Origin of the sequence: Candidatus Tisiphia endosymbiont of Metellina segmentata (assembly GCF_964030715.1) — a bacterium.
Classification (GTDB): Bacteria; Pseudomonadota; Alphaproteobacteria; order Rickettsiales; family Rickettsiaceae; genus Tisiphia.
Genome location: NZ_OZ034919.1, coordinates 1334903 through 1361138 on the forward strand (window position 1 = coordinate 1334903; position 26236 = coordinate 1361138).

General features: G+C 35.2%; 37 protein-coding genes and 1 pseudogene. 31 read left to right on the top strand and 7 right to left on the bottom strand.

Features of this window, described 5'->3' with window-relative positions; all coding sequences use genetic code 11:
• The first annotated feature begins 179 nt into the window (after positions 1-179).
• Genes AAHM80_RS06870 through AAHM80_RS06885 form a run of 4 tightly spaced genes read left to right on the top strand, consistent with a single transcriptional unit; the run spans position 180 to position 4199 of the window.
• Complete coding sequence (locus AAHM80_RS06870) at positions 180-1061, top strand: glycine--tRNA ligase subunit alpha (RefSeq protein WP_342259702.1); 882 nt, start codon at positions 180-182, stop codon at positions 1059-1061.
• Positions 1058-3097 (top strand): glycine--tRNA ligase subunit beta, encoded by a 2040-nt coding sequence (gene glyS, locus AAHM80_RS06875; protein WP_342259703.1) that lies wholly within the window; start codon positions 1058-1060, stop codon positions 3095-3097. Before AAHM80_RS06870 ends, glyS begins: the two co-directional genes overlap by 4 nt.
• Positions 3094-4044, top strand: a complete 951-nt coding sequence (locus AAHM80_RS06880; protein WP_342259704.1) for an L-threonylcarbamoyladenylate synthase — start codon at positions 3094-3096, stop codon at positions 4042-4044. Before glyS ends, AAHM80_RS06880 begins: the two co-directional genes overlap by 4 nt.
• A complete protein-coding gene (locus tag AAHM80_RS06885) occupies positions 4041-4199 on the top strand; it encodes a hypothetical protein (protein WP_342259705.1) in 159 nt (52 codons plus the stop codon). The genes AAHM80_RS06880 and AAHM80_RS06885 overlap by 4 nt, the downstream gene beginning before the upstream one ends.
• Here the strand turns inward: AAHM80_RS06885 and tnpA are convergent.
• A complete protein-coding gene (gene tnpA / locus AAHM80_RS06890) occupies positions 4144-4575 on the bottom strand; it encodes an IS200/IS605 family transposase (protein WP_342259383.1) in 432 nt (143 codons plus the stop codon). The two genes, AAHM80_RS06885 and tnpA, sit on opposite strands and share 56 nt — an antisense overlap.
• Before the next feature lie 452 nt (positions 4576-5027).
• Here tnpA and AAHM80_RS06895 point away from each other — a divergent pair, with 452 nt between their 5' ends.
• From AAHM80_RS06895 to fdxA, 12 genes are all read left to right on the top strand, one after another.
• On the top strand, positions 5028-5966 hold the full coding sequence (locus AAHM80_RS06895; protein WP_342259706.1) for an Rpn family recombination-promoting nuclease/putative transposase: 939 nt from the start codon (positions 5028-5030) through the stop codon (positions 5964-5966).
• Positions 5967-6113: 147 nt separating this feature from the next.
• A complete protein-coding gene (ftsY, locus tag AAHM80_RS06900) occupies positions 6114-7025 on the top strand; it encodes a signal recognition particle-docking protein FtsY (protein WP_342259707.1) in 912 nt (303 codons plus the stop codon).
• Positions 7026-7089: 64 nt separating this feature from the next.
• A complete protein-coding gene (locus tag AAHM80_RS06905; RefSeq protein ID WP_342259708.1) occupies positions 7090-8085 on the top strand; it encodes a Fic family protein in 996 nt (331 codons plus the stop codon).
• A 162-nt stretch (positions 8086-8247) separates the two neighbouring features.
• Positions 8248-9459, top strand: a complete 1212-nt coding sequence (locus tag AAHM80_RS06910) for a CCA tRNA nucleotidyltransferase (RefSeq protein WP_342259709.1) — start codon at positions 8248-8250, stop codon at positions 9457-9459.
• Positions 9460-9503: 44 nt separating this feature from the next.
• Positions 9504-9767 (top strand): hypothetical protein, encoded by a 264-nt coding sequence (locus AAHM80_RS06915; protein WP_341747525.1) that lies wholly within the window; start codon positions 9504-9506, stop codon positions 9765-9767.
• Positions 9760-9903 (top strand): hypothetical protein, encoded by a 144-nt coding sequence (locus AAHM80_RS06920; RefSeq protein ID WP_342259710.1) that lies wholly within the window; start codon positions 9760-9762, stop codon positions 9901-9903. The genes AAHM80_RS06915 and AAHM80_RS06920 overlap by 8 nt, the downstream gene beginning before the upstream one ends.
• A gap of 47 nt (positions 9904-9950) precedes the next feature.
• The gene (locus tag AAHM80_RS06925) at positions 9951-10451 is read left to right on the top strand and encodes a helix-turn-helix domain-containing protein (protein ID WP_342259385.1); all 501 of its coding nucleotides are present in this window, start codon (positions 9951-9953) and stop codon (positions 10449-10451) included.
• A complete protein-coding gene (locus AAHM80_RS06930; protein WP_342259546.1) occupies positions 10445-11005 on the top strand; it encodes an IS630 family transposase in 561 nt (186 codons plus the stop codon). Before AAHM80_RS06925 ends, AAHM80_RS06930 begins: the two co-directional genes overlap by 7 nt.
• A gap of 51 nt (positions 11006-11056) precedes the next feature.
• Positions 11057-11194 (top strand): hypothetical protein, encoded by a 138-nt coding sequence (locus AAHM80_RS06935; protein WP_342259711.1) that lies wholly within the window; start codon positions 11057-11059, stop codon positions 11192-11194.
• Positions 11195-11265: 71 nt separating this feature from the next.
• A complete protein-coding gene (locus AAHM80_RS06940; protein WP_342259712.1) occupies positions 11266-12114 on the top strand; it encodes a metal ABC transporter substrate-binding protein in 849 nt (282 codons plus the stop codon).
• On the top strand, positions 12099-12800 hold the full coding sequence (locus AAHM80_RS06945; RefSeq protein ID WP_342259713.1) for a heme ABC transporter permease: 702 nt from the start codon (positions 12099-12101) through the stop codon (positions 12798-12800). The genes AAHM80_RS06940 and AAHM80_RS06945 overlap by 16 nt, the downstream gene beginning before the upstream one ends.
• Complete coding sequence (gene fdxA / locus AAHM80_RS06950; protein WP_342259714.1) at positions 12797-13117, top strand: ferredoxin FdxA; 321 nt, start codon at positions 12797-12799, stop codon at positions 13115-13117. Before AAHM80_RS06945 ends, fdxA begins: the two co-directional genes overlap by 4 nt.
• A 1-nt stretch (position 13118) precedes the next feature.
• Here fdxA and obgE read toward each other — a convergent pair whose 3' ends face one another.
• The 4 genes and pseudogenes from obgE to AAHM80_RS06970 form a co-directional block, all read right to left on the bottom strand.
• Positions 13119-14126 carry a GTPase ObgE gene (obgE, locus tag AAHM80_RS06955; protein ID WP_342259715.1) on the bottom strand — a complete coding sequence of 336 codons (1008 nt, stop codon included), beginning with the start codon at positions 14124-14126 and terminating at the stop codon, positions 13119-13121.
• Positions 14127-14280: 154 nt separating this feature from the next.
• A complete protein-coding gene (locus AAHM80_RS06960) occupies positions 14281-14664 on the bottom strand; it encodes a hypothetical protein (protein WP_410521492.1) in 384 nt (127 codons plus the stop codon).
• A 227-nt stretch (positions 14665-14891) separates the two neighbouring features.
• Positions 14892-15226, bottom strand: a pseudogene (locus AAHM80_RS06965) (transposase); the annotation flags it as partial.
• A gap of 245 nt (positions 15227-15471) precedes the next feature.
• Positions 15472-15606: a DUF1828 domain-containing protein gene (locus tag AAHM80_RS06970; RefSeq protein ID WP_342259716.1), complete on the bottom strand. Its 135-nt coding sequence runs from the start codon at positions 15604-15606 to the stop codon at positions 15472-15474.
• A 274-nt stretch (positions 15607-15880) separates the two neighbouring features.
• Between AAHM80_RS06970 and AAHM80_RS06975 the strand changes: the two genes are divergently transcribed.
• The 13 genes from AAHM80_RS06975 to AAHM80_RS07035 all read left to right on the top strand — a co-directional run bounded on the left by AAHM80_RS06975 (position 15881) and on the right by AAHM80_RS07035 (position 24143).
• Positions 15881-16411 carry a hypothetical protein gene (locus AAHM80_RS06975; protein ID WP_342259717.1) on the top strand — a complete coding sequence of 177 codons (531 nt, stop codon included), beginning with the start codon at positions 15881-15883 and terminating at the stop codon, positions 16409-16411.
• On the top strand, positions 16398-17300 hold the full coding sequence (locus tag AAHM80_RS06980) for a hypothetical protein (protein ID WP_342259718.1): 903 nt from the start codon (positions 16398-16400) through the stop codon (positions 17298-17300). Before AAHM80_RS06975 ends, AAHM80_RS06980 begins: the two co-directional genes overlap by 14 nt.
• A 187-nt stretch (positions 17301-17487) precedes the next feature.
• Positions 17488-18063, top strand: a complete 576-nt coding sequence (locus AAHM80_RS06985) for a hypothetical protein (RefSeq protein ID WP_342259719.1) — start codon at positions 17488-17490, stop codon at positions 18061-18063.
• Positions 18064-18136: 73 nt separating this feature from the next.
• Entirely contained in the window at positions 18137-18796 is a 660-nt protein-coding gene (locus AAHM80_RS06990) for a hypothetical protein (protein ID WP_342259720.1), read from the top strand.
• A gap of 66 nt (positions 18797-18862) precedes the next feature.
• Complete coding sequence (locus tag AAHM80_RS06995) at positions 18863-19633, top strand: hypothetical protein (protein ID WP_342259721.1); 771 nt, start codon at positions 18863-18865, stop codon at positions 19631-19633.
• Positions 19626-20864, top strand: a complete 1239-nt coding sequence (locus AAHM80_RS07000) for a portal protein (RefSeq protein ID WP_342259722.1) — start codon at positions 19626-19628, stop codon at positions 20862-20864. Before AAHM80_RS06995 ends, AAHM80_RS07000 begins: the two co-directional genes overlap by 8 nt.
• A 101-nt stretch (positions 20865-20965) precedes the next feature.
• Complete coding sequence (locus tag AAHM80_RS07005) at positions 20966-21214, top strand: hypothetical protein (protein ID WP_410521529.1); 249 nt, start codon at positions 20966-20968, stop codon at positions 21212-21214.
• Entirely contained in the window at positions 21198-21479 is a 282-nt protein-coding gene (locus AAHM80_RS07010; RefSeq protein WP_342259723.1) for a hypothetical protein, read from the top strand. The genes AAHM80_RS07005 and AAHM80_RS07010 overlap by 17 nt, the downstream gene beginning before the upstream one ends.
• Before the next feature lies 1 nt (position 21480).
• The gene (locus tag AAHM80_RS07015) at positions 21481-22350 is read left to right on the top strand and encodes an Rpn family recombination-promoting nuclease/putative transposase (protein WP_342259724.1); all 870 of its coding nucleotides are present in this window, start codon (positions 21481-21483) and stop codon (positions 22348-22350) included.
• 80 nt (positions 22351-22430) lie between these two features.
• Positions 22431-22772, top strand: coding sequence for a hypothetical protein (locus tag AAHM80_RS07020; RefSeq protein WP_342259725.1), 342 nt, complete (start codon positions 22431-22433; stop codon positions 22770-22772).
• 5 nt (positions 22773-22777) lie between these two features.
• Complete coding sequence (locus tag AAHM80_RS07025; protein ID WP_342259726.1) at positions 22778-23206, top strand: hypothetical protein; 429 nt, start codon at positions 22778-22780, stop codon at positions 23204-23206.
• A 150-nt stretch (positions 23207-23356) separates the two neighbouring features.
• Entirely contained in the window at positions 23357-23683 is a 327-nt protein-coding gene (locus AAHM80_RS07030) for a phage capsid protein (RefSeq protein WP_342259727.1), read from the top strand.
• The gene (locus AAHM80_RS07035) at positions 23676-24143 is read left to right on the top strand and encodes a phage capsid protein (RefSeq protein WP_342259728.1); all 468 of its coding nucleotides are present in this window, start codon (positions 23676-23678) and stop codon (positions 24141-24143) included. Before AAHM80_RS07030 ends, AAHM80_RS07035 begins: the two co-directional genes overlap by 8 nt.
• Here AAHM80_RS07035 and AAHM80_RS07040 read toward each other — a convergent pair.
• Positions 24109-24594 carry an IS630 family transposase gene (locus AAHM80_RS07040; RefSeq protein ID WP_342260395.1) on the bottom strand — a complete coding sequence of 162 codons (486 nt, stop codon included), beginning with the start codon at positions 24592-24594 and terminating at the stop codon, positions 24109-24111. The two genes, AAHM80_RS07035 and AAHM80_RS07040, sit on opposite strands and share 35 nt — an antisense overlap.
• Positions 24595-24640: 46 nt before the next feature.
• Between AAHM80_RS07040 and AAHM80_RS07045 the strand changes: the two genes are divergently transcribed.
• Both AAHM80_RS07045 and AAHM80_RS07050 read left to right on the top strand, forming a co-directional pair.
• Complete coding sequence (locus tag AAHM80_RS07045) at positions 24641-25141, top strand: helix-turn-helix domain-containing protein (RefSeq protein WP_342259385.1); 501 nt, start codon at positions 24641-24643, stop codon at positions 25139-25141.
• The gene (locus AAHM80_RS07050; protein ID WP_342259729.1) at positions 25135-25695 is read left to right on the top strand and encodes an IS630 family transposase; all 561 of its coding nucleotides are present in this window, start codon (positions 25135-25137) and stop codon (positions 25693-25695) included. Before AAHM80_RS07045 ends, AAHM80_RS07050 begins: the two co-directional genes overlap by 7 nt.
• On the opposite strand, the gene AAHM80_RS07055 is transcribed toward AAHM80_RS07050, so the two are convergent.
• A complete protein-coding gene (locus AAHM80_RS07055) occupies positions 25692-26189 on the bottom strand; it encodes a helix-turn-helix domain-containing protein (RefSeq protein WP_342259730.1) in 498 nt (165 codons plus the stop codon). The genes AAHM80_RS07050 and AAHM80_RS07055 overlap by 4 nt on opposite strands.
• Between the last annotated feature and the right edge of the window lie 47 nt (positions 26190-26236).

Consider the following 26236-nt stretch of genomic DNA (forward strand, 5'->3'; position numbering starts at 1 on the left):
ACATATGTGAGCGTGGCAATCCATGAAACTTGTCATATGGATTGCTTCGTCGACCTACGGTCTCCTCGCAATGACGATTTTTTAACTTTCAACAGTTGTGGGGTGACATCGAAGGTGCAGGAAGTTCCCTAATTACAAAATAGGGAGTGTTCCTCTAAAAAATAAACAAATTTACCAATATGCAAAAATTATCATTTCAACAAATTATTTTGACCTTGCAAAATTACTGGCAAGATTATGGCTGTGCAATTTTGCAGCCATATGACGCTCATGTTGGAGCTGGTACTTTTCACCCTGCTACTGTACTACGAACTCTTGGTAAAAAACCTTGGTTTGTAGCTTACGTTCAACCTTCTCGGCGTCCTCATGATAGTAGATATGCCCTACATCCTAATAGAATGCAGCATTATTATCAATTTCAGGTTATACTAAAACCCTCTCCTGATGATATACAAGAGCTATATTTAAAGAGTCTTGAATGTCTTGGTATAGATTTGCAAAAACATGACATTAGGTTTGTTGAAGATGATTGGGAGTCTCCTAGTCTCGGTGCTGCTGGGCTTGGTTGGGAAATATGGTGTGACGGTATGGAAGTATCACAATTTACTTATATGCAACAAATAGGTGGTATTGATTGTCGTCCAGTGGCGGGTGAGATTACCTATGGTTTAGAACGTCTAGCACTTTATATACAAGGAATCAATGAGGTAAGAAATCTTGACTGGAATGGTCAAGTTGGAGAAAAGGCTTTAACCTATGGTGAAGTAGATTTTGCCGCTGAAAAACAATTTTCGAAATTTAATTTAGAATTAGCTGATGTAGCCATATTATCTCAGCATTTTATTGATAGTGAGAAACAATGTAATGAATTAATCGCTGCAGATTTACCTTTGCCAGCTTATGATTATTGTATTCAAGCTAGTCATCTTTTTAATTTGTTAAATGCCCGGGGGGTAATTAGTGTAACAGAGAGAGCATCTTACATACTCAGGATACGTAATTTGGCAAAAATGTGCTGTAATAAATGGTTAGAACTAGAAGATAAAAAAGAGTTAATATGAGTGAGTTATTATTAGAGCTTTTTAGCGAAGAGATACCGGCTTTGATGCAGAAAAATGCAGCGGAAAGCTATAAAACCATATTTACGACAATCTTGCAGGAAAGCGAGCTAGTTGCTGATGTTCAGCTATATGTTGGATCTAGGAGAATTGCTGTACATATTACAAATTTACCAAAATCTATACTACCAAAAGAAATTACCATAAGAGGACCAAAAGTTTCGGCAACGCAGCAGGCTGTAGAAGGGTTTTGTCGATCAAATAATATTGAGCAAAATAAATTATCTACGCTATTAGTGCAAGGGCAATTATATTATATAATAGTAAAGAGTACCATAGAAACCGATATACGAGTATTATTGCAAGAGATAATTCCTAAAGCAATTAGTAAGTATATTTGGTCAAAATCTATGTATTGGGGGAATTATGATATAAGTTGGATTAGACCGCTTAGGAATATTTTATGTATATTTGATGGAGAAATACTAGCCATTAAATATGGACATTTGACGGCAAATAATATTACCTTTGGGCACAGATTTCTTAGTCCTGAACCGATTACTATAGACAGTTTTTCTGAATACCAGAATAAGCTGCGGGAGAGTAATGTCATTATTGACCAAGCAGAACGTAAGGAGATAATAAAAAGTCAGCTATCAAAAATAGCCAATTCACTTAATTTAGTGATAAAAGAGGATGAGAAATTATTAGAAGAAGTAACAGGACTAATAGAATTGCCAGTTGTTATGACGGGTAAAATACCTGAGATATTTTTGCAGTTACCTAGTGAAGTACTAGTTAGCTCAATGCGTAGCCACCAGAAATATTTTAGCACTTTTGACCAAGCTGGTAATTTTGCCCCTTATTTTCTCTTTGTTAGTAATATGCGACATGATCAAAATGTTATAATAAGTGGTAACGAAAAAGTACTAGCTGCTAGACTCTCTGATGCGTTATATTTTTATCAGCAGGATTTATCTAATAGTTTAGAATCAAAATTGCCAAAGCTTGAGCAGATAACTTTCCATGCAAAGCTTGGCAGTATCAAACAAAAAACAGAGAGAATTGATGATATTTGTAATTATCTAATGCCAGGAAATCAGGATTTGCAAGTAGCAGCTAAACTTTGTAAAAGTGACCTAACAACTGAAATGGTGGGAGAATTCCCTGAACTGCAAGGTCTTATGGGATATTATTACGCCAAAGCCGAAGGGTTAAATGATCAGATTGCTTTGGCAATAAGAGATCATTATAAACCACAAGGACCATCAGATAATTTGCCAATGGGAAATAGTGCAATATTGGCGATTGCTGATAAACTGGATAGTTTAGTAGGTTTGATATTAATAGGAGAAGAGCCAAATGGTTCAAGAGACCCTTATTCGCTCAGACGGCAAGCATTAGGTATTATTAGGATAATTTTAGCTAATAAATTAAATATTGATATTAAGGAATTAGTTGCGTATGTAGTTCACTTATATCAAACTATGTTTGAAGACGTAAAGGGAGGAGGGGATGATAGTGGGCTAAATAAAACTAGTCAGATAATTTTAGAGTTCTTAGAAGAACGAGCCAAATATTATTTTAAAAATCACTATGACATATCGTTAATTAATGCGGTGCTTGATTTTGATATTGAAAGAGATTTAGTGATTAGCGAAATAAAGCTCGGTGCTTTACAAAAGTTTCTCGCTGGAGTGGATGGTGAGAATTTATTAACTATTTACAAAAGAGCAAATAATATACTAGAAGGTAGTAATATAGAAGGAGAAGTTGATCCAAAGGCTTTTATTTCACAATATGAGCAACAATTATTTTTATCATTAGAAAACGTTTCTAAACAAATAGATCACTATATTGCAGAAAAAGATTTTACTAAAACTCTTAGCCTATTACTAGAAATATTAAAACCTGTCAATGAGTTTTTTGATAATGTCATGGTCAAAGATCAAGATCGTAACATTGCCAATAATCGTTTATTGTTGCTCAGAATGGTTACCCAATTATTTGATAAATTAGCAAAATTTAGTTTCTTATGACTGATACATTAAAGCAGGCTGCTAAATTTATAAAATCTGGCAATGTAGTAGCATTCCCCACAGAAACAGTATATGGACTTGGGGCAGATGCTAGTAATGAGCAAGCTTGTCAGAAGATTTTTAAGATAAAAAAGCGTCCAAGCATAAATCCTCTAATTGTTCATGTGGCAACCATGAGCCAAGCTAAAACTATCGGAGAATTTAATGCAGATGCCATTAAGTTAAGTGAGGTGTTTTGGCCAGGACCTTTATCTATTGTTGTACCATTAAAAAGTGGGGCAAATATAGCAGCAGCAGTATTATCTGGGATGACAACGGTTGCCCTTCGTATACCATCACATAATATTGCTTTGGAGCTAATAAGAAAGTCAGCTACTCCGATAGCAGCCCCTAGTGCTAACCCATCAGGTTATATTAGTAGCACGACTTTACAGCATGTACAGGAACATTTTGCAAATGACCAAGATATTTTTATTTTAGAGGATAATTTAAATGATTGTAAGTGTCAATATGGTATAGAATCAACCATAGTAGATAGTACTACTAATAACTTAACTATTTTGCGAGATGGTTTTATTACGTTGGAAGCCTTAGAGAAGGCCATTGGTAAGAAACTAGATAAAACATCCAGCTTGATGCAAATTAAAGCTCCGGGTATGATGAATAAACATTACTCGCCAAGAGTTAAAGTAAGATTGAATGCAGAGAGTTTAGAAGCTAATGAGGTAGGGCTTAATTTTGCCGATAGTAAGCTAGAGGGTAATTTTTCGCTTAATTTAAGTTTAACCGGAGACTTAATTATCGCTGCTAGCAACTTATTTGCCAGTCTTAGAATATTGGATAATTACGCAGAATTAAATGGATTAGCAATTGCCGTTGCCTCTATCCCAGAGGTTGGTATTGGCGTTGCAATCAATGATCGACTTAAAAGAGCGGCGGTAAAATGACATCTATATTTACTAAATTAAAGCAAGTATTAGTCAGAACGCCCTCGCAAAGCGAGGGGCTTGACGGTTATGAGCAGCCCAAAGGGCTGCCATTGTTAATTAAAATTCTCCTGATTCGTCAGAGCCTAAACTATCAAGTTGCTCTTGATTCTTAATGTAGTGTTTGATCTGATTCTCTTCAAATCCTACAGTTGAGACCGCATAACCTCTAGCCCACAACTTTTCTCCATTAAAATTACGTTTTCGTCCACCAAACTGCCTAGCAACGGCTATAGCACTTTTCCCCTTGATATAGCCTATTACTTCAGCTACAGAATATTTAGGAGGAATCTTGATGAGCATATGCACATGATCTTGTACCATATGCCCCTCTATGATCTTTCTCCCACGTTGAAAAGCTAACTCATGGAATACGTTCCCAAGATATTTTCTAACCTTCCCGTACAATTCTTTTTTACGACACTTTGGAATAAACACAATATGATATTTGCAATCCCATTTAGAATGATTTAAACTTTCGTATGTTGTCATATATTTTCTCCTTTGACCGTCAAGCCAAAGAAGTTATATATGATAACTTTTTATTTTATACTAAATCTAAAGGCCAAGCCTTGATGGTCTCACTAGTCAAACTAGTGGCTTACCTATCATTGAGTTAATAGTTCAAATAAAATATCTTCCCGACTTCCGCAATTTTTGAGAAAGCCCGAGGTTGGAAGGGGCATGGATATAAAGGTCATGTGTTACTAGGCACAACAAGCCGCGATGCTGCAAATGTAATAGATACAATGGTAATGAGCAAATGAAACTATCAATTAACTCATCCCCACCAAATTTACTAATAAAAGAGCAATTAAAATCAATTTATTGCAAGCTTTTTAGTAAAGAAGATGGTAAAATAAGCGTAGAAGATTCAGCTCAAATGGTCTAATGACTCAGATAAATAATGGTGATATTTAGTAACAATTAAGAGGTTATGTTATATGTTTTTATCAAAGTTTCTTGATCCTAAAAATGATTTTTGTTTTCGTAAAATCTTTGGTACAGAAAAGAACAAGGATATACTTGTACATTTTTTAAACGATGTTCTTAAGTGTGAAGGAAATGAGCAAATAATTGAGGTGACGTTTTTACCAACTATCCAAGACCCTGATATTGCAATTTACAGAAAGTCTATTGTTGATGTGTTATGTAAAGATCAACATGGTAATCAATTTATAGTAGAGATGCAGGTAAGCAAGCATCCAGGATTTGAAAAAAGAGCTCAGTTTTACGCTGCTAAAGCATATTCTCAGCAGAGAATTGAGGAAGATGAGAAGCACAAGAAATTGGCAGTATACGCCAAATTAAAAGGAGTAATATTTTTAGCTATAGCGGATTTTGTGATGTTTGAAGATAAAAAACATTGGAAATCAGAACATCGTCTTTTAGATACAGAGAGCTATGCCCATGATTTAAAAGATTTTTACTTTGTTTTTTTAGAGCTTGAAAAATTTAAGAAAACTATAGATGAGCTAAAGACTATTGAAGAGAAGTGGATGTATTTTTTTAAGCATGCAGGAGATAGTAAATTAACATTAACAGAAATAGAACATTTAATAGGTAAAGATGAAATTATTAGAAGAGCCTTTGAGGCAGTAGACCAAGCTAGCTGGTCAGAGGCAGAACTTAACACCTATGAGCAAATGACCAAAGCTCGTCTTGATAATCTAGCGGTAGAGCTGCAGAAAATTGAAGATGCTGAGGCTAGAGGTGAAGCTAAAGGTAAAGCTGAAGGCAAAGCTGAAGGCAAAGCTGAGGGTAAAGCTGAAGAAAAAATAGATATAGCAAAAAAAATGTTGGATAAAAGAAAGCCAATGGATGAAATCATTGAATTTACCGGGTTAACTATTGAAGAAATAGAACAGTTGAAAGAAGAATAAGCAGATGAGCAAATAATGTTGTGCCTAAAAATCTGTACCCCTCATGTCCATGCCCCTTCCAACCTTTGACCTTATCAAAAACTGCGGAAGTCGGGAGGTTGGTATTGGCGTTGCAATCAATGATCGACTTAAAAGAGCGGCGGTAAAATGACATCTATATTTACTAAATTAAAGCAGGTATTAGTTAATAGTTCAAATAAAATATCTTCGGGCATTGACCAAATATTTTATAAAAAAAAACTAGATGAGCAAACTTTAAATGAATTAGAGGAGTTGTTAATATCTGCAGATATCACAGCCTCTGTGGCAATAGAGCTGGTTGATAAACTAAGAGCTATCAAATTTGATAAAGAAGTAAGTGGTTTGGTAATCAAAGAACAGCTAGCTGACATTATCGGGCAATTATTGGTAAAAACTAGTAAAAATTTTGAATTACATGATAAGAAGCTTAATGTTATCCTAGTTTGCGGTGTTAATGGGTCAGGGAAAACTACGACAATAGGCAAGCTAGTCAGCATTTATCGTAGACAGGGGAAAAAAGTAGCAATTGCTGCTTGTGATACATTTAGGGCTGCTGCTGTTAGTCAATTATCTAGTTGGGCTGATAAAAGTGGTTCAATGCTTATTGCTGGTGAAGAATCAGCTGAGCCTGCTAGTGTTGCTTATCTTGCTATGCAGTCTTCAATAAAAAATGATGTTGATGTATTATTTATTGATACAGCTGGAAGGTTGCATAACAAGAAGAATTTGATGGAAGAACTTGCCAAAATTGTTAGGGTTATTAAGAAGATTGATGATACAGCTCCTCACCATAGTATATTAGTAATTGATGCGACCACTGGACAGAATGTATATAACCAAGTTGAACAATTTACCGCTATTGCTAACATAACAAGTCTGATAGTCACTAAATTAGACGGTACGGCAAAAGCTGGTGTAGTGGTAGGAGTCGTACAAAAATTCGCCTTACCAGTATGTTTTTTAGGGGTAGGGGAGAAGGTAGACGATCTAAAACCGTTTGATCCGACTGCATTTGCTAATAGTTTAGTAGGGAATTAATTATTAAATATAGATGATAAAATAATTGTTGAAAAGCATTAAGTGATACTTTATATTTTACTATATGAAATATGACCTACTAGACAACAAAAAAAAGCAACTGGATAGAATCAGACCATTAACTCCAGAGTTGGTTGAAAACTTGGAGCAGTGGTTTAAGGTAGAGTTGACTTATACCAGTAATGCTATTGAGGGTAATACTCTCTCGCGTTTGGAAACTGCTGTGGTAATTGAAAAAGGCTTAACAGTTGGTGGAAAATCGTTAGTAGAACATCTTGAGGCAAAAAATCATGCACAAGCTTTGGACTTAATCCATGAAATACAGCAAAAGAAAATTTGTGAAATTACTGAAAACGATATTTTATCAATTCATGCTCTCATCCTAAAGGGTATCGATGATTATAATGCTGGATGTTATAGGCAAGTAGCAGTACGTATTTCAGGTTCAAGGGTAATAATGCCAAATCCAGTAAAAGTACCAAACTTGATGGCAGATTTCATTGCATGGCTAAACTCATCTAAAGATATGCATCCTGCAGCACTTGCAGGAGAAGCACATTATCGACTAGTAACTATCCATCCTTTCTTAGACGGGAATGGTCGAACAGCACGATTATTGATGAATTTAATTCTAATAATGGCAGGTTATCCACCGGCTATTATTAGACTACAAGAGAGGTTACCTTATGTAACATCTCTAGAAACTGCACAACTTGGTGGTTCAAAAGAAGCCTATGAAAAGATTATATTTAATGCAGTCAATCGTTCTCTTGATATTTATCTTAAAGCAGCAAACTTTGTAAACTCTTCAGATGTAGTATTATCAGAGAAATTATTAAGAATTGGTAAGCTTGCAAAAGCTGTCAGTGAAACTGTGTCAACAATTCGTTTTTGGACTAAGGAAGGCTTGCTTGAAATTGCTGATGTTACTAAATCACGCTATCAGCTTTACTCGCCTGAAATGATTGAACAATGTATAGAAATTCAACGATTAAAGAAACAAAAGCTAACACTGAATGAAATCAAGAATATGCTTGTAAATAATAGACTTACTGCATAAGTCAATCTAGTTGGTGATTTTGTCGTCGAAACTCGCCTTCGCTCCTCACGTACGTCTGTGTACGCTGCGGTGCTCGGCTTCGTTTCTCCTAAAAATCCCTCAACTATCTTTGATTTATGCAGCAAGTCTAATGACATAAAATAAAAATAAGGTGTTTTTATAATGTACATTGTAAAAAAGGAATTATCTATCCAATCACGCTATTACAAAGAAATTTTGTCAATAATTAAACTAGGTGGCGGAGTAGCAAGGATTGTCGGAGGGGCCGTTCGTGATGCTATTCTTGGTGTTGTTAACTACGACATTGATATAGCAACCAATTTATTACCAGAGCAAGTAACAGATATTTTATCAACAGCCAATATTAATGTTATCCCAACTGGTATAAAATATGGCACAGTTACGGCTTTATTAAATAATGAGAAATTTGAGATTACTACACTTAGAAAAGATATAAAATGTGATGGTCGGCACACAGAAGTTATTTTTACTGATGATTTTATGGAGGATGCTGCTAGAAGAGATTTTACTATTAATGCACTAAGCTATTGTCCATTTGAGCATAAAATTTATGATTATTTTGGTGGAATAGATGATTTACGAGAATCTAAGGTAATATTTATCGGACAGCCATTTGAACGAATTGAAGAAGATTTTTTACGTATTTTACGATTCTTCCGTTTTTCCTGTTATTATGCAAGACAGTTAGATCGTAATGGGTTAGATGCCTGTATTAAATTGCGAGAAAATCTTAAATTATTATCAAAAGAACGGATAAAATGGGAGATGGACAAGTTAATTATCTCAGATAATAGTCCTAATATTTTGCAGCAAATGTTTGATAATGGCATATTGCAAATAATATTACCAGTTAGTCAGTTTGATAAGAAACCTTTGATGGGAGCAATTAATTTTGGTTCTTTAGAGCCTTACACTAGATATTCACTTTTATTTTACCACACAAAGAACTTACCACTAAGTGATTTACTAAATTTAAAATTTTCTCGGCAAATCGCCCTCAAAATCATTACTATACTTAGGTTTGTTAATAAAGAAATCAACGAATTTACATTACGAGAAATTTGGTGGGAAAATGATGATTATTTGCAGTATATAAGTGTTCTAGTATCACTAGGCAAAGTAGATAGAACGGTGGCCAAGAAATTTTTAAATAGATACCAATCTAAATCCCGACCAATATTTCCAATAAATGGGCATGACTTACAGAAAATAAATATTCATGGTAAAGCTATTGGCACAGTGATAGATAAATTAAAGAAATCTTGGATAGCCAGTGATTTTACACTTAATAAACATCAATTACTTGAATTAGTTATTTCCGACAGTCTAGGCTCTATTGATAAAATAATATAATTATCGTATAATAAATTCCTAAGGTACTAAATTAGGAAAATATTATGAATCAAAATCAACAAGTGAAAGTAATAGGTAGTAACGGTCAACTATCGCTTGGCAAAGTATTTGCAGGACAAATGGTATTAATCGAACAATTAGATAATGGCACATGGATCATTAAAACAGGAGAATTTGTTCCAACCTCAGAAAAATGGTTATCTCAAGGAGATACTTTAACTAAACTAGATAAAGCATTATCGTGGGCAGAAAGAAATAAACCAAAAGATAACTTACAAGAAATTGTTGAGAAAATTGAACATGTCTAAAATAAAAATAGATATGAATAATATAGAATTTCAAAAAGATTTGTTTGCTCTTGAAAAAGATAATCAATTAGCATTAATTAAAGTGTTAAAAAAAATAAGTCATTTAACTTGGGATGAGTTATACCAATTGCAATAATTAACGCAGTGGTGTAAAATGGGTTTTTAACTGATAAAGGTACTCAAATGGCTAGGTTAATATTACCGCAAGGTTTTCATGGTCATGATTTTATAAAAATGATGAAACATGAGCCGCATGGTCGAAATCGTATACGTTTATTGGCGATGTATTACCTTCAATTAGGCAAATCTTTTAAAGCCATATCTGAAATAGTGAAGTCACACTGGAAAACTGTGCAATCATGGCTCAGAAGATTTAGGAATCATGGTTTTGAAGGATTATTTGAATCACAAAGAAGCGGTGCCCCTAGGAAGATTAACACTATACAAGAGTCTGCTCTTTTTGATAAAATCAATACGCTCAGTGAAAGTAAAACTGGTGGGTATATAACTGGAAAGGAGCTACATATCATGTTACTTGAGGAATATGGTGCTAAATGTACTTTAAAAACAGTCTACAATACTATGCACCGCCTTGGTTTTAGCTGGATTACTTCTCGTTCAATGCATCCAAAGTCAAATCAAGAGACTCAAAATACATATAAAAAAACTTCCCAGACATGCTAACAGAATTATTATCAAAAAATATCGATAGATGTAAAGTTGATATATGGTCTCAGGATGAAACTCGAGTTGGGCAACAAGGTAGCTTAACTCGTATATGGGCTAAGCGTGGCACTAGACCCCGTAAAGTTCGGCAACAGCAATTCATTTCAACATATATTTATGGAGCTGCTTGCCATGATACAGGAGAAGCTTTTGCATTAATTTTACCATATGCAAATACACAGGCAATGAATAAATTCTTAGAAGACCTTTCTCGCAGTATTCAAGGCAACCGACATATAGCTTTACTAACGGATAATGCAGGTTGGCACACAGCCAAAAAACTAACTGTGCCAAGCAATATCACTTTGATACCGCTTCCTCCCTATGCACCGGAACTTAATGCAATGGAACAAGTTTGGGCATGGATCAAAAATCATTTCTTGTCTAACCAATGTTATGGTGTATATGAAGATATCGTCACTATGGCTTGTTACGCTTGGAATCAATTTGCTCATAATGTAGATTTAGTAAAATCAATTATGTATAGAGACTGGATAAATACACCGTGTTAATTATTGCAATTGGTATTATATAGGAATCAAGGTTTAAAATGGGAAGTAATCGTGTCCAAAATAACTAAAAATAAGCATCAGATTTACTCTTTTAGGTTTTCACAAAAATGTCGAGCATTGGCTCTAAGAGAAGGATCTTACTTACGTTTACTAACTTTACATACAGATCATGATAGTGCTTATAAATAATTCCCAAAGTAGACTTGGAAAAAATAAAACATCCAAGGCATTGAAAAATAGCGGTGAAAATTAAGAAAAAAATGAAAATTAATATTAGTGCTAGCATTTTTATTGCTATAATTATGATATTACTTAGTCAGGTATCTTTTGCTAACGTAGGTAGGATAAAAATTGTTACTAGCATAACCCCACTAGCAAGCATTATAGCGATGTTAGTGAAAGAGCAAGCAGAAATTGTTGCTATTGCCAATAACAATGATTGCCCACATCACTATAATTTGAGACCTAGTGATCTTAAAAAAGTCAAAGATGCAGATATTGTATTTTATATAGATGAGCAATTTGATGGCTTTGCTGGCAAATTAATGAATGGTCATAGTAAAAATGTCATTAAAATTAGTAATTTTAATAGGCTAAAAATTATTAATAATGACTCATATAGTAATTGGCATATTTGGCTTGATTTAGATAATGTAAAAATACTATTGGAACAATTATCTCAGATATTATCTCAACGATTTCCTGAGATTAGTTCAGCTGTTTACCAAAATTTTGAAGAGGCAAAAAAACAAATAGATGATCTTGCGAAAATCAAACATCAAAGATTAGCGTCTTTAACAGATGTGATCTTGCTTAGTGATAGTTTAGAATATTTTTTTGATAATAGCCAAAAAAGAGTTGCAAAATTATATAGCTCTGATCAAAAGAGTCTCAAATATATTAGTAATCTTGAGCATTTATTAAGCATGTCCAATAGGAAATGTTTATTGCTAAGTCTCGATCAAGATGTTGCTCTTTATAAAAATTTTAAAGTAGAAGTAGTGGCAATTGAAAGTGAGAATTGGCAAGTGACTAACATCAATAGTGATTTATTTTATAATCAATATTTAAAAATAATTAATCAAATATCTAAATGTTTAAATTACTAAACCCTTATTTTTTTAGTAAGTTAGTACGAACCATGCTACCATTATTGCTAGTTGCAATGTTGGTAACAATGGGGTTGGGGTTATATCAAGCTTTGATAGTCTCACCACCAGATTACCAACAAGGTGATATGGTCAGGATTATGTATGTTCATGTACCAGCTTCTTGGATGGCACTAGGGATTTATACATTTATAGCTATTTGTAGTTTGTCTAACCTGGTGTGGAAGACTAAAATGTCGTTCTTAATGGCAGTGGCCAGTAGCCCTATTGGTGCAGTTTTTTGCATGATTAGTATGGTGACGGGGGCATTATGGGGAAAGCCTATTTGGGGGACTTGGTGGGTTTGGGATGCTAGACTTACCTCAATGTTCGTACTATTCTTGCTCTATTTAAGTTATATCGTAGTGGTGAATAGTGGTGATAGGATAAGCCGTACTGAAAAACCAGCTTCGGTGATTGCTCTGATTGGTTTTATCAATGTTCCTATAGTAAAATTTTCGGTAAATATTTGGTATAGTTTACACCAGCCAGCAAGTGTTTTAAGGCTGGGTAGTCCGACAATTGATAATTCTATGTTATTGCCCTTAGTGTTAATGTTGATAAGTGCTATACTATATTTTTTATTAGTATTGGGTTTGAGATCTTGCGTTTTAATCGCCAAGTTCAAGGAGTATGACAATTTATGACTTATGTTGTTACCGACGAATGCATAAAATGTAAATATACTGATTGTGTAGAAGTATGTCCTGTCGATTGCTTCTATGAAGGGGAGTTAATGTTGGTAATTAATCCCGATGAATGTATTGATTGTGGAGTGTGTGAGATTGAGTGTCCGGTTAAAGCTATTAAGCCAGAGTCAGAACAGCTGATTGATTGGATAGAGAGAGCTAAATTTTTCTCAAGCATTTGGCCGAATATCACTGTTAGAAAACCAGCCCTACCGGATGCAGATAAATATCGGGATGAGAAAAATAAGTTTGAAAAATATATGGAAGGGAGCTAATTTACCCCAATTTGGGGTGATTTGTGTTTTTTACGTTTTCAAGAGCTTTTTTAATTACCCTATTTAATCCAGTTCTTGTATAGCTAGACACTAAAAAAATTTCCTCACTAGTAATTTTTTGCAATTCTATAATTTTGTCTTTAATTTCTTCTTCTAACAAAACATCGTACTTATTCAAACAAATTATTTCAAGCTTATTTTTTAATAAGCTCGAATATGATTCAAGCTCGTTCCTAATAGTTCTATAATCAGCAATCAAATTATCACTTGTTGCTGATATCAAATGAATCAATAAATTACATCTCTCAATATGTTTTAGGAACTTATCACCGAGTCCATGTCCTAAGTGAGCCCCTTCTATTAAACCTGGGATATCAGCCATCACAAATTCTTCATCATCTACATAAACCACACCAAGATTAGGGCTTAGTGTGGTAAATGGATAATCAGCAATTTTAGGCTTTGCTGACGTCGTTGCTGCAAGAAAAGTGGACTTCCCTGCATTAGGTAGACCTATAAGACCAACATCTGAAAGTAGTTTGAGTTGTAAATTTACCCACATCTCTTCTCCAACAACACCTTCAGTCCTACGTCGCGGAGCTTGATTGGTAGATGACTTAAAATGGCTATTACCAAGCCCGCCTTTGCCTCCCTTAAGAATTTCAAAAGTTTGTTCATCGGAAGTGAAATCATATAGTAGAACATCGCCATTTTCTGAGAATATTTGTGTTCCTACTGGTACTTCTAAGAGTAAAGCAGGTTTAGACTTCCCACTACGGTTTGAGCCTTTACCATTCTCACCATTTTCTGCTTTAAAATGCAGTTTATGCCTAAAATTTACTAAAGTATTAAGATGAGAATTGCACTTAAAAATAATGCTACCACCACGACCACCATCACCGCCATCAGGTCCACCCATATCAATATATTTTTCTCGATGAAAACTAATCACCCCATCACCACCATCACCGGCTTTTAAGTATATTTTAGCTTCATCGATAAAATTCATAATATATTATTGTAAGTTATAAACTTGATATTTATAGTCAATTGATGAGAATTTGGTGACTGAGTACACTTTGGCATCAGTATACCATAATATTGCTGTCATGTAAAACACTCCTTTGTCTATATCCAATCAGGGCAGTTTAAAAATTCCAACTTTAAGTTGAAAATAATTTAAATAACCTATGTCTATAATTGTTAAAATTTTCTCTAGTTTCAGTAATTTTGTTTGAAAATAGAGCTATTATAGAAAGAGTTGTTGTCCTCAATAATGACATTATTAACGGAGCTTCTCCAGTACTAATAGTTGACTTATCTTCTTCAAAAACCTTATCTTTTATCCAGTTTAAATTATTTTCGCATGACCAATGACTTCTGTTAAATTTTAACAATTCTTCTGGACTAAACTTTTTCTCTAAGCTAGTAATCATTAATACATTCTCTGTTTCACAGCTATTAGCCTTGTTCTTCTTTTCTCTTTTTTGGGTAATTTTGCATATTTTCTTGATATGACGAAACCCATTTAAATATTCAAATGGCATATCAATTATCTCAATTTTTCTTTTTTCTATTCTCCCATGCTATAAATCTATATTCTCTGCAAAACTCTTAATTTCTTGACCTTCTACCTGTATTTTATCAAATGTTTGTGTACTATGGTAATGTAAATATTAGCTTTAAGAGTAAGCTCAAATTCTCCACCTTGTTCAACAATTTTTTCACATATAGCTTCATGAGTAAAAGATGCATCTGAGAGTTTGTCCGCAAACTAAGTAATAAAAATAAATATCCTACGAAGAAGTAATCGACTCATAGCCAAAAAAATTATATTTTCACTAGAATCAGTAAGAAAATCATATTCATTGGAGAGCCTTCTATTTATCCAGGCAAAGTTTCTCTCAACAACCCATCGCCTTGGCTGTACTTTAAACCCAACTTCTCTTGTTGGCAATAGTTCTGATGGTGTACTTTCTGGTATCCAAAATTTGTACGCTGGTCGTTTAACAATTTCTAAATCTATGTTATACTTTTCCTAATGAGACCCTTTAAATCTTTAGACTGATACCCCATATCAGCCCACATTTGTTTAATAGTAAAGGAGGTATTATAATGTTAGATATAATAAGAAAGTGGTCGGAGCAGAGAGATTTGAACTCCCGACCCTTTGGTCCCAACCAAAAGACCTTACCATAAATTGATCGTTGATAGCTATTTTGGCAAGATTTTGTACGATTTTTGTCAGTTTTTTTCATTTTTTGGCAGAAATCGCTAGCTAAAATCAGTAGGGGGGTCTACGCGGCATAAAATCGGGCATAGGGGGGCGTTTGCAAAAATTTTTTTTAAGGTAATTAATCATTCATTATTAAAAAATTATTAACTGCTAGAATTGCTTGAATGAGATTATGTTTGGCTAAAGCAAAATTTTGCTGATTGGTTTTAACAAACATTTCATTATTATTTTTGTTGTTTTCTCTTCTAGCCATTTATGGTAACTTACCAAAAGATGTTCTATATTGCCAACCATACACAAATTTGAAGCCATGAGAATAATCTTTTTATAAAATAATTATTAATAATGTTCAACATATAAAAAAAATCCAGCAAAAGATTTAATAATAGAAAATGGTTTATTGACAAGTAACTATAAATGGAATAATTATAATATAAAACATCACTGGAAAAAGAGATGGAAAAGTGGTATAATGAAAGCAACTAATAAGACTTAAGAAAATAAAAAGAATTTTCAAAGAGTGGCAAATGACTAAGAATTATGGGTTGTTCAATAAATACTTAGAGAAACTATCGAATGAGACAATAAGCAAATTTGGTTCGCAAGAAAATGTTATATTGTTCTTACAGGCTTTATGTGAAAGCGGAAACAGCCTTTCTGCTGCTAAAAATAGTGCTATTTTGCCTTTGCAGTTGCCCTTGATTATTCACCAAGATAAATATTTAAACAAATGTGTGAAATTAGCCTTGCAATATGCGGTTGATAAAGCAGAAGGGGTTTTGTATGACAGGGCTATTAACGGTTATGAGGAAGTGACTTATAACAAGGATAATCAGGCAATAGCTACTAAGAAAAAATATTGCTCTAAGTCTTTGCTGGAATATCTTAAAGCTAATTCGGAGAAATATCAAATTAGAAAAAATGATGGTAGTAGCAATAGGAGAAGTGCTAATGCTGAGCAGAAAGCAAGAGATAAGGCAATGGCAAGGATGATTGATGTAAGTAACTTTGAAGTAGAGTCTTACGGAGCAGAGAGTAGCACTAGTGAAGAAAAGTAATATTAAGGCTGGGAGAAACATTAGCAAAACTGCTACTGCTGAAGCTAGTAAAAGTTGTATGCCCGATGAATTTCAAGGGATGGCTAGGTGTGCGAGTGGCGAGCGAACGGAGCGTAGTCAAACCTACGTGAGTACGCCAAGTCCCGATGCACAACAACGCCAACCCTTGAAAGTCGAAGGGAATAAAAGCTTTAAATTCCCAGTAGATTGGTCACCTTACCCATTCCAATTACCTTTGTGGAGGTATTTGTATAGCGGTGGTAAGAAAGCTATAGCCATTTGGCATAGAAGAGCTGGTAAAGATATTATGGGCATTAACTGGATCACTGCTAGTGCTATTCGGGAAGTTGGTATTTATTGGTATGTTTACCCCACTTATAATCAGGCTAAAATGTCGGTGTGGGACGGTATGACCTTATCAGGACGACCTTATATGTCATTTATCCCTAAGGGGGTAATTGCTCGCAGTCAGCAGTATAAGCAACGAATATTGTTTAAAAATGGCTCAGTGATTCAGTTTGTTGGTAGTGACCGTTATGCTAGTATCAGGGGTAGTGGTATTAAGGGAGCGGTGATCTCGGAATATTCTTACCATGACCCAAGGGCTATGAGCTGCGTTATAGAACCCATGGTAGTTCGGAATAATGGTTGGTTGCTTTATTTATATACTCCTTCCGATAATCCAAAATTAACACATGGTGAGGAATTATATTTAAAATATCGAGATAATCCCGAAGTATTTTGTCAGATCAAAACTATCGAAGATACTACCGACAATGACGGGAAGCCTTTAGTTGACAAAAACAAGCTTGGTTCTGTCGATATGACTAAAGAGGAAATTCGTCGAGAGTTTTATTGTGATTTTGAAGCTTATTGGTACTTTTGTTGAACAGTTACGACTAGCTGAAAGTCAGGGGCGTATTAGACTTGCTGCATAAATCAAAGATAGTTGAGGGATTTTTAGGAGAAACGAAGCCGAGCACCGCAGCGTACACAGACGTACGTGAGGAGCGGAGGCGAGTTTCGACGACAAAATCACCAACTAGATTGACTTATGCAGCAAGTCTATTGGTTATGTGCCATTTGATGCACGCTATCAGGTTAATACTTACTGGGATATAGGGATTGTTGATTATACAGTAATTTGGTTTGTCCAAGAAAAAAAAGATTCCATCGATATTATCGACTTTTACATGAATAGAGGCAAAGATTTAGAGTTTTACTTGAATCATTTAAGGACTAGACCTTACCAATACGGACGCAATGTATTACCGCACGATATGAGTCGAAGACAAATGCCAACTTTGGATACTAGACTACAGCAAGCCAACGAAATAGCTGAACAAGTAGGATTCTTGCCTTTTGCCATTGGCAGGAAATATTTACGAGAGGAGATGATTACCGAGGCAAGAAAGCTGCTAGGTAAATGTCGTATCGATGCCAAAAAATGTCAACGTGGCATTAACGGACTATACGAGTTTGATGCTACCAAAAGGGGAGTGCATTCTAGTTCCTCTAGAGCTACTGATATAACCGAGAGCTTTTGTTATATGTCCATGGACGTTAAAACTGGTGATGAACAGCAGCAGTCCCAATATGATATAGTGCAACATCGTAAGGTAATGAATGATTACAATGCGTTGGAAAGATGATGGAGCAGAAGAAGCAAGAATTGATGATGAAATAATTGAAATGGTAATTAAAATAATTAAGGCAAAATAATATATGTGGCCAATATTAGGTTTACTAGGACTTAGTGCTTTAGCGGTTGGTGCATCTAGGAACAGGTACATTACTGGAGCTGATACATCAAGACAGAAGCGTCTCTATAATGAGTCACGAGATCGTTATAGTAGTTATGCGAGTGAAGCACAAAATACTATCAATAATTTGTCGCAGCAATTGCAACATGCTCAGCAGGACTTATACTCTCTAGGGGAACAACAGTATCAAGCTAGCATGAGAAGCTATGAGATGCAAAACCAGCTTGATTACCATAGCAGACAATATGAGAGTGGTTTAAAAAACCTAGAGTCACAAAGATCTAGTTTGTCTGCATCAGCCAATCAACTGAAACAAGCTTTTGAAGCATTTAAACAAAAAGCTCCCGCCCTTGATTTCAAAATAAGTGAGGTAGAGCAATTACCGGGTCAGTTCCAAAACCTGTATGATCAAGTAGCCCAGCGAAGAGAAAGCTTGAAAGGTTTAACCGAAGAGGAAGCCGGTAGCCATATTACTCAATATCAGCAAGATGTTGAATTGTTAAAAAAGCAACGTAGCGAAACAGAAAGCAAAATACGCCATTCGATGGATAGCATCACCAAAGAGCATCAACAGCTAACAAGGGAAAAAGCTAATCTTGGATATCAGCTTGCTAACTACTAATCACAGCAAAATCGATTGTTGCATGAGACTAGTAACTTTGATAATGCTAGACAACAATTACTCAGCATGATTGAACAATACAAACAAGAACAGAACAGACAAGAGCAAATCACTGCTAACTATACAAGGCAGCAATCGCATGCTGAAGGGCTGCAAAACCAGTTAAGAAGTTATGGGGAGGCTGCTCAAAGCCAGTTGGATAGCTATGGCAGAGATTTAGAGTGGCGAGCTGGTAAGTATCAAAAATCTGCAAGAGATACTGGGCTAGCACAAGGATTGGGGTTAACAGCTTTAACTTTTGTACTTGGGGCAGGCTTAGGTGGAATTGCTGCTAAGGGTTCAATACTTGCTGGGATAGGTTCGGGAATCAAAATGTTATCTCCGCTTGTTGGTATTGGTCATTATATGAACAGATCCGATATTAGTCGTAAACTTGCTGGTTTTGAAAGAATTAATCTTAACAACAATGATCCAAGTATAGGTGCTGATTTGTCGCGAATAGCAAGATACGGTCCATCAGGATTAGAAAAAAGAGCCATACCTGAGCTTGGTGGTCTAAAACAAGCTTTGGAACATTTTGGTATGCGGTCAGTGCCACAATTAAAAGATTTGCCGCCGTTACATGAATCTCTTGGCAAGATCGTGTCTCTTAAGGATATTGAAGGCTTAACTCTAGGCTTACCTAGCATGACTGCAGCTAGCGGCAAGAAATATAGCCATGAAGTGTTATATAATACTGAATTTATCAAGAAACTTAAGAAAGTATCAAAAAACTTAGGGACACCATACTTACAACACAACTCCAATTTAAACTCAAGAGCTACTAGCTATGCCTGATAATGATGTAAACAAAAAGATTGAATATTTTGATAATCTCAAAAGCAAACGGGAGAAATGGCATCATATATGGGATGAGCTGAAGAAATATGTTTGTCCGCAAACTGAAAGCAATAAGGTAATATTTGACTCAACTTCCATTTGGTCAAGGGAGCAATTAGCATCAGGTTTACAAAGCTTGCTAGTTAATCCAGCAATGAACTGGTTTAACCTTAGCATAGTAATTGAGGATGAAAATCAATACCAACAGCAATTAACATCAGCTGAACTGAACATACTAGCTCAAATGCTAGAAAAAGCCATAATGGACATATTCAACAATCCGGCTTCTAATTTTTATAATCAAATTCATCAGTTTTTCCTAAATCTAGCTGCCTTTGGTACAGCGATATTCTATGTTGAAGAAGAACCAGCGTTAACCCAAACTCTATTTTTCCGTAATATTAATTTACAGGAATGTTATTTTGAAGAGGATAAGTTTGGTTTTGTCAATACAATGTACCGACTCTTTACCATGCCAATTAAAGCCGCATCAGCTAAATGGCCAGACTTTGCCGATTTTAAGGAAAGACTAGCCAAGAATCCTGATGAGACCGTAGAGATATTGCACATAGTTAGCCCACAAAGTCAGAATCAGAGTGGCAAAGGTGCAAAGAGATTAATGACAACACTTGCCTATAGTTCAGAATATATCCATCTCGCTGAACAAAAAATTATCAGTCAATCAGGTTATTCGTACTTTCCATTTTTTGTTACACGATGGATTAAAGAAGAAGGTCAAGTATATGGATATGCTCCTGCTCACCACGTATTACCTGATATTAAATTACTCAATAGTTTAAGACAAATTACCCTGAAAGTAGCACAAAAACAACTAGACCCACCATTATTAGTGCCAAAAGATGGATATTACTTACCGCTATATACTACGCCGGGCAGTGTTAATTTTTACCGTAATGGTATGGCGGATAAAATAATGCCCCTAACTGGCATGGAGAATATCCTGCCGACTGAAATCGAGCAGAATCAATGCCGCGATGCCATATTTAAAGCATTCTATGTCGATATTTTCAGAATGCAGAAGGAAAACAAAGAAATGACTGCCACTGAGGTGCAAATTAGAACAGAGGAACAATATCGGTTAATGTCACCAATGGTTGGTAGAATCGAGACGGAATTTCTAAACCCGTTAATCACCGTGTTAATTATTGCAATTGGTATCAAACTCTAATTAAATACAACAGAGTACCGATCCTAGAGGGAGCAAATAGACCGCCCGATATTGATATTGAATATGTATCACCATTATCAAAAGCTCAAAAATCATCAACCATATCCAGCGTTGAACAAGTATTGGGCTTCTTTCAACGAAGTGGCATCAGTAATTTATACCCTGAAATTTATGACAATATAAATTGGGATGAATGTTTTAAACTATTTTGTCAGTTACGAGGAACACCAAGCTCAATCCTCAAGAGTGAACAAGAAGTACTACAGCTTAGACAACAACGTAGAATGATGCATTTACAGCAACAGGTTCAACAACAAATGCAAGGGCAACAAAATGAAACTATCAATTAACTCGGAAGCAACCCCATCTCCACCTACAATACTCACAAAAGAGCAATTAAAATCAATTTATTTGAAGATTTTTAGTGGAGAAGATGGTAAAATAGTACTAGAAGACTTAGCCCACATGAGTGGTGTGTATCGCAGCAACTTTATTCGGCAAGAAAGCAACTACACCGCTTTCAATGAAGGCATGCGAGCTTTGTTTTTGTACATATGCTCGCAAGCTTCAGAAGATGATGGAGTTGATAATATTGAAGGAAAAGGGAGTAATTGATATGGAAAAATATTTAGACCCAACAAATGATAGTTTGTTTAAGAAAATTTTCCGTGATAAGGAGAATTTAAAAGAATTTCTTAATAGCGTTCTTGATTTATCTGAAATGTACAGAATTAAGGAAATTGAATTTATTCCAGTAGAAGAATTAGCAGGGATTCATAAGGGTAGGAGAAGTGTATTTGATTTAAAAGTTAAAGATGCATCAGGAAACTGGTACATTATCGAAATGCAGAAAAGAAATGAAACCGATTATTTAAAAAGAGTACAATATTATTCTGCCCATTCATATGTTCAACAACTTACAGAAGGTTTAACTCACTTGGATTTATTGCCAGTAATGGTGATTTCATTGATAAAAACTAGAATATTTGACAAAAGAGTGCCTTATATAAGTATTCATAAAAATGTTGAGACTACTACTAATAAACAATATTTATTTGACCTCTCTTATATATTTATAGAGCTTGGAAAATTTAAAAAAACACAATTAACGAGTGTTGCTGATGAGTGGTTACATCTATTCAAATGTGCAGAACAAGAGACAGAACCACCTAAAGATATTAAGAGCAGTAAGGTATTAGATGCTTACCATATGATTGAACGGTATAAGCTTACCCCAGCAGAATACGACTTATATATTAGAACCAAATTGCAGGAAGATGCAGAAGAACTTGCTCTAGCAGAAAATTTTAATGAAGGTAGAGCTGAAGGTAAAAATGAAGAAAGAATAGCAATGGCAAAAGAAATGCTAGCTGATAATGAGCCGATAGAAAAAATAGTTAAATATACAAAACTATCCCTTGAAGAAATAGAAGTGCTACGTGAGAATTTGGCTGAAGACAAAAATACTGTACTTAATGAAGAGTAAATGGGGAGGGTATTGAATTGCTGTATTGGAAAAATAAAATTTCTAGAAAACTTATGCATGAAATTATCAATGAGTAAAATATGAGCGAAGAAGCAAATATTATTAACAACGAAACTACCACCAGCAATGGCAATAACTCATGGCTGGCAAGTCTGCCGGAGGAGATCCGCAACGCTGAGTCATTAAGTAAATTTAAGGATGTCTCATCTTTGGCACAGAGCTATTTGGAAGCAGAGAAGGGTCTGAATCAGCGGGTTCTTGTACCAAAGGCTGAAGCCTCAGAAGAAGAATGGCACAAATTTTATTCTAGGACGGGGCTGCCTGAGGATAAGAAATATACTGATAAACGAAGCAAAGAAGATGAAGAATATCTAGGTTTTACCAAAGCGGTCTATCTAAAAAACAGGGCGAGAAGTTACTGAATTCTTTGTATGGTTTCTCGCAGGATTTGCAGAAGCAGCAGCAAGAATCCATCGAACAAGCCCGTAATTCAAATATTGATTTGCTGAAAAACAATTACGGTAATGAATTCGATCGTAAGATGACAGTAATGCAAGCAGCTTTGTCTAAGTTTGGTACTAAGGAACTAGCTGGTTTAATTGAAGAATCAAGCTACTCACCAGCTTTAATAGATTTATTAGTTCGGGTCGGTGAAACCTTAAAATCCGATTCGTTGGTAACTGGTAATGAATCACCAACAATTACCAGCCAAGATAAGGCATTGCAAGAAATTAATAGACTTGAATCTGATACTGAATTTATGGTAAAATTAAACCGTAAAGACCATACAGGACATAATCAAGCTGTTAAACGTATGGAAGAACTGTACAAAATTGCATATGACAAAACGCAATAAGTAAACAATGCAAACAAGAAGTAAGTGATAACTCTCTTAAGGCTGCAATACGCAATAACCTATCAAAAAAGAGCCACTGGACAATAGTGATTAATATTAGACTTTGAAATTTTAAAAAAGTCTATTGATAGAATATTGAGGAGATAAAAAATGGAACAAATAACCGATAGCCTTAAAGAACAATTTGCCAAAAATATCAGCCTAGTTATCCAACAGGAAGGTTCAAAGCTACGCAAATGCGTTACTAATGGTACGCAAGATACTGAAGTAATTAGCTTTGAGTCAATGACGAATCATGAGGTCGAGAGTAGAAATCGACATCCAATTGATCCTGATGATCATCTACATGGACATTATGCGGATGCTAAACACCCTGCTAGGCTAGAACAAATAGAGTTTAAAATTCCAACTATTTCAAGACGCTTTTTGACGGCATCAAGCTATCATTGGAACGCTACCATGGATAGGAATGAGTAAGTTAAACCTATTAACCGATCCCACCTCACATTTTCCTAAAATGGCAGGTTGGGCAATGGGTAGACAACAAGACCGGGTAATTATTAGTGCTTTTGCCAGTCCTGTTAGAGCAGGACGGACAGGCAATAATGTGATTAACTTTGATGTAGCTAATAATGTAATACCGGTAGGCATTAGGGTTACTGATGCTAATTTAACCTTAAATGCTCAAGCTGCAGTTGCTGCCAACAGAGATATCATTGACTCGAAAAGAGCTGGGCTAACTGTTGATAAACTAATAAAAGCTCATCATATCTTAAAAAAACGCTCTTTTGGTATGTATAATAAATTATACTTACTATGTTCAAGTAATCAAATCTCCGACTTGTTACGCGATCCGCAAATTACCAATTATGACTATAATAATGTTATACCAATTGCAATAATTAACACGGTGTATTTATCCAGTCTCTATACATAATTGATTTTACTAAATCTACATTATGAGCAAATTGATTCCAAGCGTAACAAGCCATAGTGACGATATCTTCATATACACCATAACATTGGTTAGACAAGAAATGATTTTTGATCCATTCCCAAACTTGTTCCATTGCATTAAGTTCCGGTGCATAGGGCGGAAGCGGTATCAAAGTGATATTGCTTGGCACAGTTAGTTTTTTGGCTGTGTACCAACCTGCATTATCCGTTAGTAAAGCTATATGTCGGTTGCCTTGAATACTGCGAGAAAGGTCTTCTAAGAATTTATTCATTGCCTGTGTATTTGCATATGGTAAAATTAATGCAAAAGCTTCTCCTGTATCATGGCAAGCAGCTCCATAAATATATGTTGAAATGAATTGCTGTTGCCGAACTTTACGGGGTCTAGTGCCACGCTTAGCCCATATACGAGTTATACCAATTGCAATAATTAACGCAGTGGTGTAAAATGGGTTTTTACCTGATAAAGGTACTCAAATGGCTAGGTTAATATTACCGCAAGGTTTTCATGGTCATGATTTTATAAAAATGATGAAACATGAGCCGCATGGTCGAAATCGTATACGTTTATTGGCGATGTATTACCTTCAATTAGGCAAATCTTTTAAAGCCATATCTGAAATAGTGAAGTCACACTGGAAAACTGTGCAATCATGGCTCAGAAGATTTAGGAATCATGGTTTTGAAGGATTATTTGAATCACAAAGAAGCGGTGCCCCTAGGAAGATTAACACTATACAAGAGTCTGCTCTTTTTGATAAAATCAATACGCTCAGTGAAAGTAAAACTGGTGGGTATATAACTGGAAAGGAGCTACATATCATGTTACTTGAGGAATATGGTGCTAAATGTACTTTAAAAACAGTCTACAATACTATGCACCGCCTTGGTTTTAGCTGGATTACTTCTCGTTCAATGCATCCAAAGTCAAATCAAGAGACTCAAAATACATATAAAAAAACTTCCCAGACATGCTAACAGAATTATTATCAAAAAATATCGATAGATGTAAAGTTGATATATGGTCTCAGGATGAAACTCGAGTTGGGCAACAAGGTAGCTTAACTCGTATATGGGCTAAGCGTGGCACTAGACCCCGTAAAGTTCGGCAACAGCAATTCATTTCAACATATATTTATGGAGCTACTTGCCATGATACAGGAGAAGCTTTTGCATTAATTTTACCATATGCAAATACACAGGCAATGAATAAATTCTTAGAAGACCTTTCTCGCAGTATTCAAGGCAACCGACATATAGCTTTACTAACGGATAATGCAGGTTGGCACACAGCCAAAAAACTAACTGTGCCAAGCAATATCACTTTGATACCGCTTCCGCCCTATGCACCGGAACTTAATGCAATGGAACAAGTTTGGGAATGGATCAAAAATCATTTCTTGTCTAACCAATGTTATGGTGTATATGAAGATATCGTCACTATGGCTTGTTACGCTTGGAATCAATTTGCTCATAATGTAGATTTAGTAAAATCAATTATGTATAGAGACTGGATAAATACACCGTGTTAATTATTACAATTGGTATTATATGTATTTTGAGTCTCTTGATTTGACTTTGGATGCATTGAACGAGAAGTAATCCAGCTAAAACCAAGGCGGTGCATAGTATTGTAGACTGTTTTTAAAGTACATTTAGCACCATATTCCTCAAGTAACATGATATGTAGCTCCTTTCCAGTTATATACCCACCAGTTTTACTTTCACTGAGCGTATTGATTTTATCAAAAAGAGCAGACTCTTGTATAGTGTTAATCTTCCTAGGGGCACCGCTTCTTTGTGATTCAAATAATCCTTCAAAACCATGATTCCTAAATCTTCTGAGCCATGATTGCACAGTTTTCCAGTGTGACTTCACTATTTCAGATATGGCTTTAAAAGATTTGCCTAATTGAAGGTAATACATCGCCAATAAACGTATACGATTTCGACCATGCGGCTCATGTTTCATCATTTTTATAAAATCATGACCATGAAAACCTTGCGGTAATATTAACCTAGCCATTTGAGTACCTTTATCAGTTAAAAACCCATTTTACACCACTGCGTTAA